The sequence below is a fragment of the Delftia sp. WSY_10 genome, from assembly GCF_043104705.1.
Lineage (GTDB): Bacteria > Pseudomonadota > Gammaproteobacteria > Burkholderiales > Burkholderiaceae_C > Comamonas > Comamonas tsuruhatensis.
Genome location: NZ_JBICKY010000034.1, coordinates 20024 through 39317, shown reverse-complemented (window position 1 = coordinate 39317; position 19294 = coordinate 20024). Strand labels below are relative to the sequence as shown.

Below are 19294 nucleotides of genomic sequence, written 5' to 3'. Positions count from 1 at the left end.
CTTTTTCAGGCGGCCTTGACGCGCGCGGCACCGGGCAGATAGTGGACGATGGCCGTGACCAGCAGGTTCAGCGCCAGGCTGATGAAGCCCAGGTTGATGCCGCCGAAATCCGGCTGCTGGATGTACAGCGCAATGGCCAGCGCCTGGCCGCAGGCAATGCCCAGGGCAACGGCCATGGGCCGGATGCGCCAGCCGAAGAGGATGGCCATCATTCCGGGGAAGAACTGCGTCACGCCGTAGTAGGTGGTGTTGATCAGCGTCAGCATCAGGTTGGGCGTGAGCAGCGTCATCACGATGGACAGCACCAGGTAGATGACGATCACCACCTTGGCGCCCTGCTTTTGCTTGGCCTCGGGCAGGCCGGGCAGCAGGTTGCGGGCCACGATGGGGCCGATGGCCAGGCAGATGCCCGCCAGCACCAGCAGGCCCGACAGCGCGGCGCCTGCGGCCACCAGGCCCAGCAGCCAGTCGGGCAGCAGTCGCACGGCAGCCGCGAAGAAGGCCTCGTTGGGCGATGCCAGCTGCAGGTTCTGGCTGATGGCGTAGTACGAGGCCAGCACCAGGAACGGGTACATCAGCATGTACAGCGGCATGGCGATCTGGGTGCGGCGGATGGTGTGCGAACTCTTGGCCGTAAAGAAGTTCTGCACGGCGAACGGCATCATGTAGAAGCCCAGCGCCTGGAACAGCATGGTGCTCATGGAAAAGCGCAGCTGCGTATCGGTCATGTGGTTGCTGACCTTGGCACTGGCGGCGGTGAACACATCGCCCACGCCCGCATGCCAGCCCACGGCCACGCCCGTGGCGATGATGGCCACCACCATCAGGATGTCCTTGAGGATGGCGATATAGGCCGAGGCGCGCACCCCCGAGATGGCGATGTAGGTGAAGGCCAGGCCCGCAGAGATCAGCAGCAGGTGCAGCGGCTGGAAATTCCATCCCAGGCCCTTGAGCGCGGCCACCAGCCCCGTGAACTGCAGCTGGCCCCAGGGCAGCAGGAACAGGATGGCCGAGCCGGCCACGATCAGCTCCAGCGCACGGCTGCCGAAGTGGCCCTTGAACAGGTCCGGCAGCGTGATGGCGTTGTGCCGCAGCCCCGCCTTCCAGATCATGGGGCCGAGGAAGTAGCCCAGCGGATAGGCCAGCAGGATGTAGCCCAGGAACCAGACGCCATAGGTCGGCCCCTTGGCGTAGATGCCGCCCGGAAAGCCGACCATGGTGCCGATGCTGTAGATCTCGCCAGCGGCCAGGAAGAACACCAGGTAGGCGCCGAACTGGCGGGAGGCGACGAAGAAGTCATGCACGCTTTGTGCACCCTTGCCCGTGCGCGAGCGGATGGCCAGGTACAGGGACAGCGCGATGAAGCCCAGAAAGACTGCGGTGGTCATGGCGGTGCTCCCTTCAGGCGGACTGCGCGTCGTCGGCTTCGTGGCGGTCGAACATCAGCCAGCACACGAGCATGCACAGCGACGTCAGCACGAACCACATGAAGATCCACAGGTAGATGAAGGGCACGCCGAACACGAAGCGATCGACGGACGCGACCAAGGGAAGCAGGCCGATCACCGCGATGTACGGGATGCCTATGCCGATGAACAGCTTGAGCATGGTTTGTCTCCTTTTGCTCCGATGAAAGAGTTGGCGGTTGTGGCCGCTCTATAGAACATTTCAATGTCCCTGGATGCAATCTTAGGAAGCGCCTACCTATAATTCAAATGAAAAATTTGCCAACAAACCATGAGGACTCCGCATGGATACACAGAAGCTGCGGCACCTGCTGGCCATCGTCGAGCACGGCACCTTTTCCGACGCGGCGCGCGCCGTGCATCTCACCCAGCCGGCGCTCAGCCGCAGCATCCGCGCGCTGGAAGATGAACTCAGGGCGCAGTTGTTCGACCGGGGCGCGCGGCGCGCCCGGCTGACAGTGTTTGGCGAGCTCGTGGCCGAGCGTGCACGCCGCATGCGGCTGGAGGAAACCCAGTTGCGGCGTGACCTGGAGCTGCTGCGCGGCGGCCAGGAAGGCGCGCTCGCCATTGGCGTGGCGCCCGCGCCCGCGGCGCTGCTGCTCAAGCCCTTTCTGATCCACATGGCGCAGGCGCATCCGCGCGTGAAGGTGCGCGCCGAAATGGGTGCCACCAGCGCATTGCTGCAGCTGCTGCGCAACGAATCCATCGATGCCATCGTCGGCGACGCCTACGTGCTGCGCGCCGCCGATGACGTGGAGATGGAACTGCTGGGCGAGCTGCCAGCCGGCCTAGTCTGCCGCGCGGGCCACCCCGTGCTGCAAAACCCCGGCATGGACGAGATCCGCCGCTACCCGCTGGCCACCACCACGTTGAGCACGGCCATGGCGCGGCAGCTGGCCGAGCTGTGGGGCGAAGGCGCCGAGCCCGACAAGCTGTTCACCCTGCACTGCAACGACCTGGACCTGCTGCGCGGCGTGACCCTGGCCACGGACACCTTGCTGTTCGGCGTGCTGTCCATCACCCGCAAGGAGCGCGCCAGCGGCGCCATGGCCGAAGTGCCCCTGCCCGCCGATCCCCGCCGATGCGGCCGCTACGGCATGGCGCGCATGGCCGCGCGCAGCCTGTCACCGGCGCTGGAAACCGTCTATGCATTCACCCGCACGCACTGGCGGGAGCTGTCCGAGCACGACCAGTGAAGCCGGGCAGGCGCAAGTCATGCATCGGCCCGCGCCAGCGGCAATGTCTGCGTGCGCAGCCACTCCAGCACCAGGGCGAAGCGGGCCTCGTCATGCACCGGCCTGGGTGACATGAGCACGTAGTGCGAGCCATCGGCCACGAAGCCGCGCGGCGCGCACAGCGTGCCGCTGGCCAGGTCATCGGCCACCAGTGCCAGCGGGCCGATGGCGACGCCGGCCCCGGCCACGGCGGCCTGCAGGCTCAGGTAGAAATGCTCGAAGCGCACCTCGCGACCGGCCCGCAGCGGCACGCCGGTCAGTTCGCTCCAATGCCGCCATGCGTCCGGCCGCGACTGCGTATGCAGCAGCACCCCGCCCAGCGGCCCTGAACGTGCCAGCGCCTTGGCAAGCGCGGGCCTGCAGACGGGCCCCACGCGCTCTTGCAGAAAGGGCTCGGCCACCACATCGGCGCCCATGTCGAAATCCGCGCGGCGTATGGCCAGATCAATGCCCTCGCGCGCAAAGGGCACGGAGCCGCCGGCCGATACCAGGCGCAGCTCGCGCTGCGTGCCGATCGCTTCCTGCAAACCACCCAGACGCGGAATCAGCCAGCGCATCAAAAACGTGGGCTCGCACGACAGCACCAGCGGCCGGTCCGGCCCTGCCGCCTGCCGCGCGCGGCCCAGCGCGCCGCGCAGGCGCTCCAGCGCCAGGGCCACCTCCTCGGCCAGCACGCGGGCCGTGGGCGTGGCAATGATGCTGCGGTTGCTGCGCTGGAACAGCGCAAAGCCCAGCGCCTCCTCCATGTCGCGCACGGCACGGCTCACGGCGCCATCGGTCAGGTGCAGCTCGCGCGCGGCCTTGGAGACACTGCCATGGCGCACCGTGGCCTCGAAGGCGCGCAAGGCAGACAGCGGCGGCATGTGGACGGGTGCGGGCATGGCAATGGCGGCTCTAGACAGGTGGAACAGCGGACTTTCAGTTGAACATTGCTCAATTGAATGATGAGTCTATATCGATTTATTACTGGAGCATCTTCATGCAAAGTAAGCCCATCGATTGAGGTTTCAGCAAGAACCATGAAGCACTCCAGCCCCAACTCCGCCAACCCCTCGGCCAGCACCCCGGCCAGCGCGCCCCTGGCCATCACCATGGGCGATCCATTGGGCATCGGGCCCGAGATCATCGTCAAGCTGGCAATGGACCCTGCGCGGCCCTGCACGCCGTTTCTCGTCATCGGCGACATCGCCCGGCTGCAGCGGGCGGCCGATGGGTTGGACGTCCATCCGCAGATCCGGGCCATCGAGACACCGGCCCAGGTACCTGCCCTGGTGCCGCCCGCCACGCTCTTCGTGCTGCAGGCCGGCGAGGACCTGCCGCCGGACCTGCCCTGGGGCTGCGTCGATGCACGTGCCGGCGCGGCCTGCCATGCCTATATCCAGCGCGGCATCGACCTGGCCCTGGCTGGCGACGTCTCGGGCCTGGTGACCGCCCCCATCCACAAGGAAGCGCTGCGCGCGGCAGGCTGCCCGCATCCGGGCCATACCGAGATGCTGGCCGAGCGTTCCGGCACACGCGACTTCGCCATGATGCTCGCCAATGATGAGCTGCGGGTGCTGCTGGTCTCCATCCATGTGCCGCTGCAGCAGGCCATCGCCTCCGTGACCATGGACAACGAGCTGCGCGCCATTCGCCTCGCGCACCAGGCCTGCCGCGCGTTCGGCATCCCCCGGCCCCGGGTGGCCGTGGCAGGGCTCAATCCGCATGCCGGTGAAAACGGTCTGTTCGGGGACGAGGACCGCTCGGTGATCATCCCCGCCATTGCCGCCGCGCGCGCCGAAGGCATCGACGCCAGCGGCCCCTGGCCCGGCGACACGGTCTTCATGCGGGCGCGCCGGGGCGAGTTCGACGTGGTGGTCGCCCAGTTCCATGACCAGGGGCTGATTCCCGTGAAATACCTGGGTGTGGAGCAAGGCGTGAACATCACCGTGGGCCTGCCCTTTGTGCGCACCTCGGTGGACCATGGCACGGCCTTCGACATCGCGGGCACGGGCCGCGCCGACCACGCCAGCCTGGCCTGCGCGCTGCGCCAGGCGGCAGCCATGGTGCAGGCCACCCGTACCGGTGCCAGTGCACGAACGCAACGCCCGGACTTCATCTTCATGCTCACGCAGCAGGACAGGACCATTGCCGATGCGCGCGAGCGGCTGCGCGAGGTGCTGGCCCAGGGCGTTCGCCATGTGGGCTTCAAGGACATCGGCCTGCCCCTGCCCGAGCTGCATGCCCTGGCCCGGGACATCCGGGCGGGCGGCGCCAGGGTCTATCTGGAGGTTGTCAGCCTGGACGAGGCCAGCGAAGTGGCCTCGGCCCGCGCGGCGGTCGAGCTCGGTGTGGACGTGCTCATGGGTGGCACACGGCCCGAGGCGGTGCTGCCCGTGCTGCGCGGCAGCGGCATTGCGTACTACCCGTTTCCCGGCAAGGTGAGCGGGCATCCGAGCGTGCTTTCAGGCCCGGTACAGGACATCGTGGCCAGCGCCCGCCGCATGGCGGGGCTGGACGGCGTGCATGGCCTGGACCTGCTGGCCTACCGCTTCCACGGCGACGTGCCGGCCTTGATCAAGGCCGTCTGCGATGCGGTGGACAAACCCGTGGTCGTGGCCGGCTCCATTGATCGCAGTGAACGCATCGCGGCCGTGCTGGCCGGCGGCGCAGCGGGCTTCACGATAGGCACTGCCGCCTTCGAGGAGACTTTTCCGGCCGCGCGGCCCGGGCTGGCGGCGCAATTGCAGGCCATACAGGCGCTGGTGGACTGACGCCGGCCATGTCGGCTATGCCGGCCCGCGCCTCGCACGCCGGGGTCACGGTCCAGCAGCAGCTGCAGCGGTTTCGCCCACCGGTGCCCGGGCGTTCTCACAGCCCCAGGTACAGGGCCAGCAGCGAAACGGCGGCCGGCACGGCCTGCACCCAGAGGATCTTGCGGCTGGCCGTGGCGGCGCCATACAGGCCTGCCACCAACACGCACAGGAGAAAAAAGTACTTGAACGCAAGGCCGTCGGCGCCCTGCGCCAGCCCCCAGATCAGCCCTGCGGCGAGAAAGCCGTTGTAAAGCCCCTGGTTGGCGGCCAGCGTCCTGGTCTGCTGCGCAAATTCCGGCGTCAGCCCAAAGGCCTTCCTGCCAGCCGGCCGGTCCCAGAGAAACATCTCCAGCACGAGGATGTAGACATGGATTGCGGCGACGATGCCTATGAGAACGTTGGCCATCTGGGTGGATAGGAAAGTGGACAGGCCCCTGTATACGGGATGCATCCGCCGCCGTCCATGCCCGCCGCGCCACACATGGCCTGCAACGGCCTGCCCGTGTCACCCGGAAGACTGGCTGCCGGGTGGCACGGGCTTTTCCACTGGCTTTTGCGCACTCTCTGCCGGCGCCACGGCACCTGCGGCCGCACCGCCCAGCGCACCGGCCACGCTGCCTACCGTGCCGCCCACCACCACACCCACCGGGCCTGCAATGACCGCACCGGCGGCAGCGCCGGCAGCGGCTCCGGCCAGTACGCCGCCGCCGATGAACACCGAGCGTGACTCGCGCTGCGCATCCTGCGGCGACAGCTGGTACTGGGCAGCTGCCTCGGGGTCCTGGGAAGGTACGCCGTGGCCCGGTCGTGCCTGTTCGGCCAGGTCTTCGTCCTCCACCGCATCTGCAGACACCGGCGGGATGGATGGCTTGTTGCTTGCATTCATGGGAATCTCCTTCGGGGATGGACCGTGGACGCGGGACTGCATCCGCAGCATCCCTCTTGCTGTTTTCGTTGTACGCCTGTGCCCGCCAGGCCGACGCCGGCCCAGGCTGCACTGCCGCGTCAGCAAACGGCCGCAGCTGCGCAGACCATGACTACAAGGGCTCGTAGGACCTGGCCTCCGGCGCCCAAGGACCCTCCTACGCCGGTCGCGGCGCACCGACTACCCGGAGCACTTCATTGCGGTCCTAAGCTGGAACCCAGAAGCACACAGGCTTCGACTTCGCCAGGCGATGCACGGGCTTTGAAGGGGCCGCCTCCCGCGCCTTTTCCCATGCCGCATCGCCCAGCCGCCAGATGCACAGCGTCGGCGTGCCAGCACCAACCCACTCAATGGAGAGCCTCATGGTCACACCCAACACCGTATCGAGCGTCATTTCTTCCGAAACCGTCAGCGGCACCAATGTCTACAACCCCGCGGGCGACAAGCTGGGCAGCATAGACACGCTGATGATCGACAAGCTGTCCGGCAAGGTGCGCTACGCCGTCATGGAATTCGGCGGCTTTCTGGGCATCGGCACGGACCGCTATCCGCTGCCCTGGGAATCCCTCAAGTACGAGCCCGACATGAACGGCTACGTGGTGTCGCTCACGCGCGAGCAGCTGGACAACGCGCCCCGCTATGAGCGCGACACGGCACCGGCCTACACCGATGAATATGGACGCCGCGTGAACGATTACTACGGCGTGCCCTACCTGTAAATCCCGACCCTTGCGGTCTTTGACACAGCCCCGTTCGCGGGGCGTTTTCTTTGGTGCGGATAGCTGGCCAAGGAAGAACGCCCTGCGCGACTTCACTCCCTCATTCCAGGAGAACTCCCATGAATACCACCCCACCGTCCATCGACTACAAGGCCTGCATGGATGCCTGCCAGGCCTGCATCATTGCCTGCAATACCTGTGCCGCCGCCTGCCTGAAGGAAACAGACGTCCAGATGATGGCCGCCTGCATTGCCCAGGATCTTGAATGCGCGCAGGTCTGCGAACTGGCCGTGGCCTCAATGGCGCGCCAAAGTCCGCATGTCTCAGACATCTGCCGCCTGTGCGCCCGGATCTGCCAGGCCTGCGCCGACGAATGCAGCAAGCATTCCCACGACCATTGCCAGACCTGCGCGGCAGCCTGCCAGCAATGCGCCATGTCGTGCAATCTCATGGGCATGCAGTCGCACTGACGCCGCTGGCCTTTGTCACGACAGCCGGCCAGGCACCCATCCTGCAAACCGGCAGGAAAAAAAGCCACCGGCGCTGTCGTCATCCGCCCTATATCGGCAGCCTTCGACGCTGCCTACACTTTGATGCATATCCACGCACAAAGGAGATGGGCATGGCACTGAACATCAGCATAGAACAGCGGTTCCTTACCCTCCTGGGCCAGTTGAAGCACATGCCTCCCTGCTCATCCCGCCAGGAAGCGCACGACATGCTCCTGCTGCTGTGGATGCGCATCTGCGAGGGCGCAGGCGCGCGCAGGCAATTGCTCAACAGCATGCGCCAGCGCACGCTGTGCGCAGAGCACGGCTGGAAAAACCTCGACAAAAGCCCCTGCTACTGGGATTCGGAGACCACGCCGGGCATCCGAATCTATCTGCATGCCAATGGCACCATCGTCATTCAAAGACAGGGCGGAGCGCAGGATTCCGAAATCCTGCACTTCAGCAGCCACCGGGAGTTTGTCGAGGCGTAGACAAATGCCTCGCGCTCAATCCCGAACAATGGCGGAATATTGAAAAACCTAGGTGCAAACACCGACGATGTCCCACATGCGACATCGACCCTGTCTCCATAAAATGCGTCATTGTGTAGCACACTATCCATGAGGAACATATGACAGCAGATTACAAAACCCTGCTCAAGCAAAAGAGCGAGCTTGAGGCACGGATTGCCGAAACGCTGAAGGCGGAGAAAGGCGGAGTCATCGCCAAGGTCCGAGAACTCGTCCATGAGTTCGGATTGACCCACGACGACATCTTCAGCGCCCGCAAATCCAAGTCCGCCAACATTGGCGTGCCGAAATACCGGGACCCCGCCACCGGAGCCACCTGGACGGGACGGGGCAAGCCGCCGCGCTGGATCGAAGGCAAGGACCGCAAGGCCCTCGAGATCTGAGCATGGCCCGCCAACGCGGGCATTTTTTATGGCGGCCCCAATCGCCCGGACTCTCGCCAGGCAATGCCGGAAACAGAAAAACCCAGTGCTATTCACATAGCACTGGGTTTCATGTTTCTGGCGGAGAGGGAGGGATTCGAACCCTCGGTACGTTCGCACGTACGCCTGATTTCGAGTCAGGTACAATCGACCACTCTGCCACCTCTCCGCAGCGTCGAAGCTGAAATTATAGCCTAAAAATTCAGGCCTTCAGCAAAGTCTGTCCACCCATGTACGGGCGCAGCGCCTCGGGGATGGTCACCGAGCCGTCGGCGTTCTGGTAGTTCTCCAGCACCGCCACCAGCGTGCGGCCCACGGCCAGGCCGGAACCGTTGAGGGTGTGCACCAGCTCGTTCTTGCCCTGGGCATTCTTGAAGCGCGCCTGCAGGCGGCGCGCCTGGAAGGCCTCGCAGTTGGAGACCGAGCTGATCTCGCGGTAAGTGTTCTGCGCAGGCAGCCAGACTTCCAGGTCATAGGTCTTGGCCGAGCCAAAGCCCATGTCGCCCGTGCACAGGCTCATCACGCGGTAGGGCAGGCCCAGCTTCTGCAGCACGGCCTCGGCGTGGCCGGTCATCTCTTCCAGCGCCTCGTAGCTCTTTTCCGGATGCACGATCTGCACCATCTCGACCTTGTCGAACTGGTGCTGGCGGATCATGCCGCGCGTGTCGCGGCCGTAGCTGCCGGCCTCCGAGCGGAAGCAGGGGCTGTGGGCCGTGAGCTTGATGGGCAGCTGGTCCTCGGCCACGACCACGTCGCGCACGAAGTTGGTCAGCGGCACCTCGGCCGTGGGAATCAGGTAGAGCGCCGCGTTGTCGGGCACGGGCTCGCCGTCCTGGCCGCCCTTCTTGGCGGCGAACAGGTCGCCCTCGAACTTGGGCAACTGGCCCGTGCCCTTGAGCGAGTCGGCATTGACGGCGTAGGGCACATAGCACTCGGTGTAGCCATGCGAGTCGGTCTGCAGGTCGATCATGAACTGCGCCAGGGCGCGGTGCAGGCGGGCGATGGGGCCCTTCATCACGGTGAAGCGCGAGCCCGACAGCTTGACGCCCATGTCGAAATCCAGGCCCAGCGGCTGGCCCACGTCCACATGGTCCTTGACCTCGAAATCAAAGGTCTTGGGCGTGCCCCAGCGGCGCGCCTCCACATTGCCGCTTTCGTCCGCACCGACGGGCACGCTTTCGTGCGGCAGGTTGGGCACGGCCAGCAGCATGGCGTGCAGCTCGCCCTGGATCTGCTCCAGGCGCGTGGCCGACTGGTCCAGCTCGGTCTTGAGGCTGCCGACTTCGGCCTTGGCGGCCTCGGCAGCGTCCTTCTCGCCCTTGCCCATCAGCATGCCGATCTGCTTGGACAGCTGGTTGCGCTTGGACTGCAGCTCCTCGGTCCGTGTCTGCAGGGACTTGCGCTCTGCTTCCAGGGACTGGAAGGCCTCCACGTTCAGGAAGGCCTGGGGCTTTTTGCGGGTCTCCAGCCGTGCGACGGCCGAGTCAAGGTCTTTGCGAAGAAGAAGGATATCGAGCATAGCCGGCAATTTTAGGCGGTATCGCCATGGCAGCGCCCGCCCCTGGGCGTTGGGGGTCTTGCTGCTACAGAAATCCCGCGCCGGCGCCGATACTTCCAATATGCCGCCCACAGCGGTTTGCGCACCCGGGAGCACCCATGTTTTTTGTCTTCGGTCCCAACGGACAGATGTTTCGCGGTCCCGCCGAGCGGCTGGGCCAGGTGGCGCCCGTGCGCCGCGTACAACGCCCGCAGGCCCTGCGCACGCGCTCGGCCGATGTGATGGCGGGCGACGCCGCCGCCTCGTTCCCCGCCATCCTGGCCGACCTCGCGGGCCAGCCTGCCGGCGCGCCGGAGCCCGCTCCGCGCAGCCGTGGCGCGGTCGATGCCTACCTTTCCACGGAAAAAGGCCCCAGCCAGCCACGCCAGCCCCTGCAGACCGTGGCCGACGTGATGAGCCACGAGGCCGTGACGGTGTCGCCCGAGGCCGGTGTCAACGACGCCTGGCGCGTGCTGGCCGAGCACGGCGTGGCCCAGGCCCCCGTGCTGGATGCCGGTGGCCGCGTGGTCGGCCTGCTGCTGCGTGCCGACATGGCGCCGCTGGACCTGCTGCCCGAGCCCGGTGCGATCAAGGACGCCATTGCCCTGGCGCGCCGGCCCGTGAACGAGGTCATGATCTCCCCCATACCCACGGTGGCCACCACCACCGACCTGCGCCGCGTGGCCGGCGTGCTGCTGGAGACCGGCCTGCCGGGCCTGCCCGTGACCGATGAGCAGGGCCTGCTGGCCGGTTTCATCAGCCGCACCGACATCCTGCGCGCCGTGGCCTCCGATCCGCCGCTGGATCTGTGGAGCTGAGGCTTTCGGCCCCACCATGCAAAACGGGCGCCAGGCGCCCGTTTGCTTTTTGGCCAATATGCCCGCTGCGCCTGCGGTTCAGCCGCCCGTCTCGGGCTGCTTGCCCACGGAGATCTCCAGGCCCGTGGCCGCGTCGATCTTCAGGCCCTTGGGCAGCGGGAACTTCACGGTCTCCTCGATGCCATCCATCTTGCGCACCGACAGCGCGCCCAGCTGGCGCAGGCGCTGGATGACCTCGTCCACCAGCACCTCGGGCGCCGAGGCGCCGGCCGTCAGGCCCACGCGCCCGGCATTGGCAAACCATTCCTCGCACAGCTCGCCCGCGTTGTCCACCATGTAGGCGGGCGTTCCCAGGCGCGCGGCCAGCTCGCGCAGGCGGTTGCTGTTGGAACTGGTGGGGCTGCCCACGACGATGAGCACATCCACCTGCGGCGCCAGCACCTTGACGGCGTCCTGGCGGTTTTGCGTGGCGTAGCAGATGTCCTGCTGCTTGGGCTCGCGCACCTGCGGAAAGCGCGCGCGGATGGCCGCCGTGATGCCGGCGGCATCGTCCACCGACAGCGTGGTCTGCGTGACCACGGCCAGCTTCTCGGTCTGGCGGGGGGTGACACGGGCCACATCGGCCTCGTCCTCGACCAGGTGGATGCCCTCGGACAGCTGGCCCATGGTGCCCTCGACCTCTGGATGCCCCTTGTGGCCGATCATCAGGAACTCGTAGCCTTCCTTGGCCAGCTTGGCCACTTCCACATGCACCTTGGTCACCAGCGGGCAGGTGGCGTCGAAGATGGAGAAACCGCGCCGCCGCGCCTCTTCCTGCACTGCCCGGCTCACGCCGTGGGCGCTGAACACCAGGGTGGCGCCGGGCGGCACGTCGTCCAGCTCCTCGATGAAGATCGCTCCCTTGGCCTTGAGATCGTTGACCACGAAGGTGTTGTGCACGATCTCGTGGCGCACGTAGATGGGCGCGCCGAACTTGGCCAGCGCACGCTCCACGATCTCGATGGCGCGGTCCACGCCGGCACAGAAGCCCCGGGGCTCGGCCAGCAGGATTTCCTGGGGCGAGGTCGAATCCAGCACCTCAGAGCACCCCGATGATCTGCACTTCGAAGGTCACCGGCTGGCCGGCCAGCGGGTGGTTGAAGTCGAACAGCACGGCGCCGTCCTCGCGCACCTGCACCACGGCACCCGCGTAGCTGCCCAGGCCGTCGGGCGTGGGGAACTGCACCACGTCGCCGGGCGCGTACTGCTCGTGCGGGTCGCCCAGCTCGTTCATCAGCTTGCGCGCCACCCACTGCATCATGTCGCCGTTGCGCTCGCCGAAGGCTTCGCCGGCCGGCATCTCGAACGTGGTGCGCGTGCCTTCGGCCAGGCCCAGCAGGCGCTGCTCGACGGCGGGCGACAGCTCGCCCGCGCCCAGGGACAGCGTGGCGGGCTTGTCATTGAAGGTGTTGATCACATCGCCTGCAGGCCCGGACAGGCGGTAGTGCAGCGTGAGGAACGAGCCGGCCTGGACCGTGGGGTGGGCCGGGGAAGAAGCGCTAGAGGTCATGGAAGTCCCGATAAACTGGCCCGTATTGTAGAAAAACATCCATGTCCCCACGCCCCGTGCAACGGTGCCCCTGCGGCGCCCCTCACCTGGCTGAACCATGGCTCTCAAAGACCTGCCCGCCCAGGCCCAGCCGCGCGAAAGGCTCGCGGCACACGGCCCCTCGGCGCTTTCCGACATCGAACTGCTGGCCATCGTGCTGCGCACCGGCATGGCCGGCAAGGGCGTGCTGCAGCTGGCCCAGGAACTGCTGCAGCTGCCCGGCCGGCCCGGCCTGTCCGGGCTGCTGCAGGCCGGGCATGCCGACCTGAAGGCCATCAAGGGGCTGGGGCCTTCCAAGAGCGCACAACTCCTGGCCGTGCTCGAACTGGCGCGCCGCGCCACGGCCGAGCAACTGCGCGAGCGCCCTGCCCTGGCCTCGCCCGAGGCCGTGGCGCGCTACCTGCAGCTGCACCTGGCGGCACGCCAGCACGAGGTGTTCGCCGTGCTGTTCCTGGACAGCCAGCACCGGCTGATCGCGCTGGAGGAGATGTTCCGCGGCACGCTCACGCGCACCAGCGTCTACCCCCGGGAAGTGGTGCTGCGCGCCCTGCACCACCACGCGGGTGCCGTCATCCTGGCCCACAACCACCCCAGCGGCCATGTCCAGGCCAGCGCTGCGGACAGGGCCGTCACGCAGAGCCTGCAGGCTGCCCTGGGCCTGATGGACATCCAGGTGCTGGACCATGTGATCGTGGCGCCGGGCGCCGCTCTGTCCATGGCGGGCCAGGGGATGCTGTAGGACCCCGGCTGGGCCCGCCATGGCCGCCGGGGTGCCGAAATTGCGGTACAACCGGCGTCACCATGACTTTGAAAGCCACCAGCCTGCAGGACCTCGCGCCAGTGCGCCGCGCACTGGCCGAAGCCGCCGCCCAAGAGGCCCTGCTCCAGCAGCAGCGCGCCGAGGCGGCGCGCCGCCTCCTGGCCGAGCAAAAGCTGTTCGAAAACACCGTGGGCCCGGTGCATGCGCTCAAGTCCGCGCACGCCCGCCACCTCCATGCCCCCGAGCCCCCCGAGCCGCTGCCCCTGCAGCTGGAGCTGGACGAGCAGCGCGTGCTGCAGGAGGCCATGAGCGACGAGTTCGACGTCAGCACCCTGCTGGACACCGACGACCAGCTCAGCTTCCGGCGCCCCGGCATCGGCCTGGACGTGACGCACAAGCTGCGCGCCGGGCAGTGGAGCATCCAGCGCCAGCTGGACCTGCACGGCCTGCGCGTGGACGAGGCGCGCGAGGCGCTGGGCCAGTTCATCCGCCTGTCCCACCGCACCGGCATACGCTGCGTGCGCGTGGTGCACGGCAAGGGCCTGGGCTCGCCGGGCAAGACCCCCGTGCTCAAGGGCCGCGTGCTGCGCTGGCTGGTGCAGAAAAAGGAAGTGCTGGCCTTTGTGCAGGCCCGCCCGGCCGAAGGTGGCGCGGGCGCCCTGGTCGTCCTGCTGCAGCCAGGCAAGCGCCAGCTGTACTGAAGGCGTGGATGGCGTGAGCGGTGATGGGGCTCAGGCCGCGGCCACCGCCGCCGCCTTGCGCGCCCGCCCTATCACCAGCGCCATCACCGCCGCCACCAGGCAGGCCAGGCCGGCCGCATACAGCGCGGGCGTATAGGTCAGCAGCAAAGTGCGCGTCAGGCCTGCGCCCCAGGCAGCGGCGGCCGCGCCCAGCTGGTGGGCCGCGAAGATCCAGCCGAACACCAGCCCCACCTTCTGCGGCCCGAAATGCTGGGCCGTGAGCTTGACCGTGGGCGGCACCGTGGCGATCCAGTCCAGCCCGTAGAACATGGCAAACAGGCCCAGGCCGTAGAAGGTGAACTCCGAATGCGGCAGCCAGAACAGCGACAGGCCGCGCAGCCCGTAGTACCAGAACAGCAGCTTGCGGTTGTCGTAGCGGTCCGACAGCCAGCCCGACAGCACGGTGCCCACGAAGTCGAAGGCCCCCATCATGGCCAGCACCGACGCGGCGGGCACCGCGCCCATGCCGTTGTCGCCGCACAGCGAGATGAAGTGCGTCTGCACCAGGCCGTTGGTGGACAGGCCGCAGATGAAGAAGGTGCCCGCCAGCAGCCAGAAGGTGCGGTTGCGCGCGGCTTCGGCCAGCACTTTGAAGGGCGTGCCGAAGTTCATGGCCATGGCCGGCGGCGGCGGGGCTGATGCATCGCCGCCAAAGGGCGCCAGGCCCAGGTCCGAAGGCCGGTCCCGCACGAACAGCAGGGCCAGCACCGCGATCAGGGCACTGGCCACGAACACCGGCACCGTGGCCGAGCGCCAGCCCCAGTGCTCGATCATCCAGGCGGCCAGCGGCAGGAAGGCCAGCTGCCCCGTGGCCGCACTGGCCGTGAGCACGCCGATGACCAGCCCGCGCCGCGCCGCAAACCAGCGGTTGGCCACCACGGCGCCCAGCACCAGCGCCGTCAGGCCCGTGCCCATGCCCAGCAGCAGGCTCCACAGCAAAAACAGATGCCACAGCTGCGTGGCCTGCGTCACCATCGCCATGGCGCCGCCCACCAGGGCCAGGCCCATGCACATCACGGCACGCAGGCCGAAGCGCTCCATCATCACGGCCGCAAACGGCCCCAGCAGGCCGAACAGTGCAAAGCGCAGCGCCAGGCTGCTCGATATCTGCTCCGTACTCCAGCCGAACTCGCGCGACAGCGGCTGCAGCATGGCGCCCGGCAGGCCCAGCGCCGCCGACATGGTCAGCATGGTGAGGAAAGTGATGGCCGCGACCAGCCAGCCGTAGTGGATGCCGCGCCGCTGCAGCCAGCGCGCCGTGGAGTTGGAGAGCATGGGAGTCTCTTCGGGGGGTTGGGAATTAGGTAGGGCCTACGCCTGCGGGCCGTCTGCAGCGTTGCCATCGCCATCGCCATTGCCGCCATCGAGCAGCACCAGGCATTCGTCGATCAGCGCATGCAGGGCCGCCACGCGCTCCAGGCCAACGCGGGCGTTGAGCTCGTTCTGTGCGGTCTTCCAGCTTTGCTTGGCCTCTTCGCGCTTGGCCTGGCCCGCGTCGGTGATGTGCACCAGGCGGCTGCGCTGGTCCTCGCCCTGGCCCATGCGCACCCAGCCGGCGTCGATCAGCGGCTTGAGGTTGCGCGTCAGCGTCGAGGCGTCCATGCGCATGCGCCGCGCCAGGTCCGAGGGCCGCACCGGACTGGCGGCCAGCACGTGGCTGAGCAGCGAATACTGTGTGATGCGCAGCCCCGTCTCGTTCAGATGGGCGTCATACACCTGGCCCACGCTGCGCATGAGCTGGCGCACGCGGTGGTTGGTGCAGCCCTGGGGCACGGCGAGGATGTCTGGATTCACTGGCATGGCGCAGATTATTGCATATACAACTGTTGTAGATACAATAATATCCACGCCGCCATCCCAGACAGCCTGGAGCCCGCACTTTTCCCAATGAAAGAGAGACATTCCATGGACACCCGCACCCACTCCCCGGAGCAGGCCGCCCGCAACACAACCTCCAGCGTCACCTCCAGCGCCATCTCCCCTGCCCTGCAAGCCTGGCTGGACGAGGAACAGGCGGTCACCCTCCGGCTGGACGCCGGCCCCGGCGCAGGCGTATCGCGCCCCGACCAGGTCGCAGGCCGCAGCGGGCTGGAGCTGATGCAGGCCATGCTGCGCGGCGAACTGCCCTACCCGCCCATTGCACGCACGCTGGACTTCATGCTGATTTCCGTGGGCGAAGGCAGCGCCGTCTTCCAGGGCCGCCCCGGCGCCAACCACCTCAACCCCATGGGCACGGTGCACGGCGGCTGGTTCGCAACCCTGCTGGACTCGGCGCTGGGCTGCGCCGTCCACACCTGCATGCCGCCGGGCCGGGGCTACACCACGGCCGAGCTGGGCGTGAACCTGGTCAAGGCCCTGACCCCGCGCGTGCCGCGCGTGCGCGCCGAAGGCCGCGTGCTGCACTGCGGCCGCCAGCTGGCCACGGCCGAGGCGCGCCTGGTCGGCCCCGACGGCACGCTCTACGCCCATGCCACGACCACCTGCCTGGTGTTCGAGATGCCTCCTGCTCGGTGAGCACGCTGAACAAGCTCAACCCGCTCAACACGCAGAAAGCCGCCACCAATGCAAAAAGCCCCGTGCGCCAGGCACGGGGCTTTTTGATGGCCGGTCCGGCTTACTTCGACAGATCCAGGCGGTACTTGGACGTGCCCTTGCCCGAGCCGTCATCGGCCGCCACCAGCGAGATGTTGGCCAGGCCCGCAGCCTGTGCCACCGGCAGCGCGTTGGCGCCGGAGCTGAACACCACGTTGGCCGAGGTGGCCACCTTGGTGAAGCGCCAGCTCTTGGCCGCGCCATTGGCAGCGCGCGTGATGCTGCCGTTCTTGCGCACGTAGCCGATCACCACATCGCGGTTGGCGTCCGGCGAGGCCCAGATGGCGCTGGAGCCGTCGAGCTTGGCGATGAAGCTCTTGCCGCTGGTGGCGCGGTAGTTGTTCGTGGCGATCACGAACTCCTGCGCGGGGTCGATGGCCTTGCCCAGGTACTGCAGGTTCTTGATGCGGCTGCCCACGGGCTGGGTCACGTCGATCTCGTACTGCACATCGGCCGTGGTGAACATGTCGAAGTTGTAGCCCGGGAAGGTGCTGATCAGCTGCTGCTCACCCGTCTTGGCCGGATCGATCTGGTTGAAGCGCTTGGCAGCGGCCTCCAGCCAGTCCTTGATGTCGGCGCCATTCACCTTCACCGCATACACGGTGTTGGGGTACAGGTACAGGTCGGCCGCGTTGTAGATGGCCAGCGGGCCCACGGCCACGTCGGTGTAGTCGGCGCCGCCCTGGAAGCCCGACTTGAACGGCGCACTCACCGACAGCACGGGCAGCTGCGCGTACTGCGGCAGGCTGGCCTTCACATAGTCGGCCACATAGTCGCGCTGCGCCTGGTTGACGATCTGGATGGCGCCCGGGTCGCCCACATCGGCGAACAGCGTGCTCATGCGGAAGTCCGTGCTGCCGATGGGCGTCTTCACGTACTGGATGGCGGCCTGGTGCTGGCTCTCGATCAGCGGTGCCACCGTCGGGTCCACGGCCACGTAGGTGGCCTTGCCTGCGGCGTCCTTGCCGGTCTGGATATTGCGCAGCTCGCTCTTGCCCGCGCTCTTGTCCACGCTCCACTGCTTGCCGTCCCACTTGAGCGCCAGCTGGATCACGCCCAGCGCCTTGCCCCAGGAACTGGCCATCACCGACTGCACGCCGTTGATGGTGCCCGCCTTGTTGTCCACGCCCGCCTGCGTGAACGCCGGCGTGGCCGCCGTATCGGGGAACACGCCGTGCTGGTGGCCCATGACCATGGCGTCGATGCCGGCCACCTTGCTCAGGTGCAGGCCGGGGTTTTCCATCGTCGGCGAGTAGGCCGCGCCATCCAGGCCGCCGTGCAGCATGGCCACCACCACGTCGGCGCCCTTGGCGCGCATCTCGGGCAGGTACTTCTGGGCGGACTCCACGGCACCTTCGGTGTAGAGCTTGCCCTCCAGATAGCGCTTGTCCCAGTTCATGATGCCCGGCGTGGTGAAGCCGATCACGCCGATCTTGATGGGCAGCTCCACCGCCTTGCCATCCTTGTCCTTGGCCGCGATCTTGCGCTCCAGAATCACGTAGGGCTGCACCAGCGGCTGCTTGGTCTTGCTGCTGTAGACATTCGACAGCGCCACCGGAAAGCCATTGCCCGCGCACTTGACCGACTTGTCCACGCCGTCCACGTCCAGGCCGCCGCCCAGCACCTGGTTCAGGAAGGGCAGGCCGTAGTTGAACTCATGGTTGCCCAGCGTGCCCGCATCGAAGCCCAGCGCGCCCATGGCCTTGTACATGGACAGCTGCTGCGTGCAGGGGATCTTGGCCACCTCGGCCTCGTAATCGGCCAGGGCCGTGCCCTGGATGGTGTCGCCGTTGTCCACCAGCAGCGTATTGGCAAACTCCTTGCGCGCCGCGCGCACCAGCGTGGCCGTGCGCTCGAAGCCGTAGGAGGCATCCTCGGCCAGCTTGAAATAGTCATAGCTGCGCACATTGAAGTGCAGATCCGTGGTCTCCAGCACGGCCAGCGTGGCCGTCGCGGGCTGGCTGGCCACCGGGGGCGTCGTGCTGTCGTTGCTGTCGCTGCCACCGCAGGCGGCCACCAGCGCGGCGCTGGCCAGGACGCTCAGCGCCAGGCGGCGGGACAGGAGCAGGGATTGCAATGTGGGGAGTTTGCTCAGCGGCATGTGGTTTTTGTGGGGGTAGTGAAGGGGGGGAGTTTGTTGGTGGGGGTTTACAGGGGTGTGACAGGTGGGGGGGCTTGTTCTGGTCTTGTTCTGGTCTTGTTCTGGTCTTGTTCTGGTCTTGTTCTGGTCTTGTTCTGGTCTTGTTCTGGACTTGGTCTGGACTTGGTCTGGACTTGGTCTGGTGCTGTTTTTTGTCCCTGCCGGGGGGTTTCTTTTCGAGGCCGGGTTTCGGCCCGGCGGCCGACCTACTTTCCTTTGTTTCGCCACCGGTACGCCGGCCGAAGGAAAGTAGGCAAAGCAAAGGCGACCCGGATGTCCGCGACCCCTTCGCTTCGCTGCGGGGCAACCTGCGTCGTGGCGGTTGCGGGGTTCGCCGTGAAACTCACTTCGCGCTGCGCGCTACGTTCAAACATCACGGCGAGTCAGATCACGAAGCAAGCCTGTCCTTCGGCAGGCTTGCAACCCCACAACCGCCACGACGCAGGCGCTGACATACGGGGAGCTTGCTCGGGCCTTCGCTGCGCTCGGCCTGGTTTCTTGATACGCAGCCGTTAAACTTGCGGCGAGCCGAAAGG

The 19294-nt window shown here is 67.0% G+C and carries 21 protein-coding genes and 1 tRNA gene; 10 read left to right on the top strand and 12 right to left on the bottom strand.

Features of this window, described 5'->3' with window-relative positions:
- Positions 1–5 precede the first annotated feature (5 nt).
- A complete protein-coding gene (locus ACF8ML_RS15535) occupies positions 6–1388 on the bottom strand; it encodes a sodium:solute symporter (protein ID WP_016450085.1) in 1383 nt (460 codons plus the stop codon).
- Between the two features lie 13 nt (positions 1389–1401).
- A complete protein-coding gene (locus tag ACF8ML_RS15530) occupies positions 1402–1608 on the bottom strand; it encodes a DUF3311 domain-containing protein (protein WP_392407349.1) in 207 nt (68 codons plus the stop codon).
- Positions 1609–1750: 142 nt separating this feature from the next.
- On the opposite strand from ACF8ML_RS15530, the gene ACF8ML_RS15525 reads away from it, so the two are divergent.
- A complete protein-coding gene (locus ACF8ML_RS15525; protein ID WP_047325983.1) occupies positions 1751–2662 on the top strand; it encodes a LysR family transcriptional regulator in 912 nt (303 codons plus the stop codon).
- Between the two features lie 17 nt (positions 2663–2679).
- Here the strand turns inward: ACF8ML_RS15525 and ACF8ML_RS15520 are convergent, their stop codons facing one another.
- Positions 2680–3582 carry a LysR family transcriptional regulator gene (locus ACF8ML_RS15520; RefSeq protein WP_047325984.1) on the bottom strand — a complete coding sequence of 301 codons (903 nt, stop codon included), beginning with the start codon at positions 3580–3582 and terminating at the stop codon, positions 2680–2682.
- A 138-nt stretch (positions 3583–3720) separates the two neighbouring features.
- On the opposite strand from ACF8ML_RS15520, the gene pdxA reads away from it, so the two are divergent.
- Positions 3721–5454, top strand: a complete 1734-nt coding sequence (gene pdxA, locus ACF8ML_RS15515; protein WP_047325985.1) for a 4-hydroxythreonine-4-phosphate dehydrogenase PdxA — start codon at positions 3721–3723, stop codon at positions 5452–5454.
- A 97-nt stretch (positions 5455–5551) separates the two neighbouring features.
- On the opposite strand, the gene ACF8ML_RS15510 is transcribed toward pdxA, so the two are convergent.
- Together ACF8ML_RS15510 and ACF8ML_RS15505 are read right to left on the bottom strand one after the other, a co-directional pair.
- Positions 5552–5902 carry a DUF1304 domain-containing protein gene (locus ACF8ML_RS15510; RefSeq protein ID WP_017407778.1) on the bottom strand — a complete coding sequence of 117 codons (351 nt, stop codon included), beginning with the start codon at positions 5900–5902 and terminating at the stop codon, positions 5552–5554.
- Positions 5903–6001: 99 nt separating this feature from the next.
- Positions 6002–6382, bottom strand: a complete 381-nt coding sequence (locus tag ACF8ML_RS15505) for a hypothetical protein (protein ID WP_047325986.1) — start codon at positions 6380–6382, stop codon at positions 6002–6004.
- A gap of 401 nt (positions 6383–6783) precedes the next feature.
- Here ACF8ML_RS15505 and ACF8ML_RS15500 point away from each other — a divergent pair, with 401 nt between their 5' ends.
- The 4 genes from ACF8ML_RS15500 (at position 6784) to ACF8ML_RS15485 (ending at position 8544) form a co-directional block, all read left to right on the top strand.
- On the top strand, positions 6784–7140 hold the full coding sequence (locus ACF8ML_RS15500) for a PRC-barrel domain-containing protein (RefSeq protein WP_016450092.1): 357 nt from the start codon (positions 6784–6786) through the stop codon (positions 7138–7140).
- A gap of 119 nt (positions 7141–7259) precedes the next feature.
- Entirely contained in the window at positions 7260–7610 is a 351-nt protein-coding gene (locus ACF8ML_RS15495; protein ID WP_047325987.1) for a four-helix bundle copper-binding protein, read from the top strand.
- Positions 7611–7762: 152 nt separating this feature from the next.
- Positions 7763–8122 carry a hypothetical protein gene (locus ACF8ML_RS15490; RefSeq protein ID WP_016450094.1) on the top strand — a complete coding sequence of 120 codons (360 nt, stop codon included), beginning with the start codon at positions 7763–7765 and terminating at the stop codon, positions 8120–8122.
- Positions 8123–8262: 140 nt separating this feature from the next.
- On the top strand, positions 8263–8544 hold the full coding sequence (locus ACF8ML_RS15485; RefSeq protein WP_016450095.1) for an H-NS family nucleoid-associated regulatory protein: 282 nt from the start codon (positions 8263–8265) through the stop codon (positions 8542–8544).
- 118 nt (positions 8545–8662) lie between these two features.
- On the opposite strand, the gene ACF8ML_RS15480 is transcribed toward ACF8ML_RS15485, so the two are convergent.
- Both ACF8ML_RS15480 and serS read right to left on the bottom strand, forming a co-directional pair.
- A tRNA-Ser gene (locus ACF8ML_RS15480) sits at positions 8663–8752 on the bottom strand.
- A gap of 33 nt (positions 8753–8785) precedes the next feature.
- Positions 8786–10102, bottom strand: a complete 1317-nt coding sequence (gene serS, locus ACF8ML_RS15475; RefSeq protein WP_016450096.1) for a serine--tRNA ligase — start codon at positions 10100–10102, stop codon at positions 8786–8788.
- A gap of 137 nt (positions 10103–10239) precedes the next feature.
- On the opposite strand from serS, the gene ACF8ML_RS15470 reads away from it, so the two are divergent.
- Positions 10240–10938 (top strand): HPP family protein, encoded by a 699-nt coding sequence (locus ACF8ML_RS15470; protein WP_016450097.1) that lies wholly within the window; start codon positions 10240–10242, stop codon positions 10936–10938.
- A 78-nt stretch (positions 10939–11016) separates the two neighbouring features.
- On the opposite strand, the gene ispH is transcribed toward ACF8ML_RS15470, so the two are convergent.
- Together ispH and ACF8ML_RS15460 are read right to left on the bottom strand one after the other, a co-directional pair.
- On the bottom strand, positions 11017–12015 hold the full coding sequence (ispH, locus tag ACF8ML_RS15465) for a 4-hydroxy-3-methylbut-2-enyl diphosphate reductase (protein ID WP_016450098.1): 999 nt from the start codon (positions 12013–12015) through the stop codon (positions 11017–11019).
- Between the two features lies 1 nt (position 12016).
- Positions 12017–12487, bottom strand: coding sequence for a peptidylprolyl isomerase (locus ACF8ML_RS15460; RefSeq protein WP_016450099.1), 471 nt, complete (start codon positions 12485–12487; stop codon positions 12017–12019).
- A 97-nt stretch (positions 12488–12584) separates the two neighbouring features.
- On the opposite strand from ACF8ML_RS15460, the gene radC reads away from it, so the two are divergent.
- Both radC and ACF8ML_RS15450 read left to right on the top strand, forming a co-directional pair.
- On the top strand, positions 12585–13265 hold the full coding sequence (radC, locus tag ACF8ML_RS15455) for a DNA repair protein RadC (protein WP_160853355.1): 681 nt from the start codon (positions 12585–12587) through the stop codon (positions 13263–13265).
- 62 nt (positions 13266–13327) lie between these two features.
- Entirely contained in the window at positions 13328–13987 is a 660-nt protein-coding gene (locus ACF8ML_RS15450; RefSeq protein ID WP_013803859.1) for a Smr/MutS family protein, read from the top strand.
- A 30-nt stretch (positions 13988–14017) separates the two neighbouring features.
- Here ACF8ML_RS15450 and ACF8ML_RS15445 read toward each other — a convergent pair whose 3' ends face one another.
- Together ACF8ML_RS15445 and ACF8ML_RS15440 are read right to left on the bottom strand one after the other, a co-directional pair.
- Positions 14018–15301, bottom strand: coding sequence for an MFS transporter (locus ACF8ML_RS15445; protein WP_017406746.1), 1284 nt, complete (start codon positions 15299–15301; stop codon positions 14018–14020).
- A gap of 36 nt (positions 15302–15337) precedes the next feature.
- Positions 15338–15826, bottom strand: coding sequence for a MarR family winged helix-turn-helix transcriptional regulator (locus tag ACF8ML_RS15440; protein WP_047325988.1), 489 nt, complete (start codon positions 15824–15826; stop codon positions 15338–15340).
- 105 nt (positions 15827–15931) lie between these two features.
- Between ACF8ML_RS15440 and ACF8ML_RS15435 the strand changes: the two genes are divergently transcribed.
- Positions 15932–16540 (top strand): PaaI family thioesterase, encoded by a 609-nt coding sequence (locus tag ACF8ML_RS15435; RefSeq protein WP_392407348.1) that lies wholly within the window; start codon positions 15932–15934, stop codon positions 16538–16540.
- A gap of 100 nt (positions 16541–16640) precedes the next feature.
- Here ACF8ML_RS15435 and ACF8ML_RS15430 read toward each other — a convergent pair whose 3' ends face one another.
- Complete coding sequence (locus tag ACF8ML_RS15430) at positions 16641–18719, bottom strand: bifunctional 2',3'-cyclic-nucleotide 2'-phosphodiesterase/3'-nucleotidase (RefSeq protein ID WP_034367775.1); 2079 nt, start codon at positions 18717–18719, stop codon at positions 16641–16643.
- Positions 18720–19294: the final 575 nt, after the last annotated feature.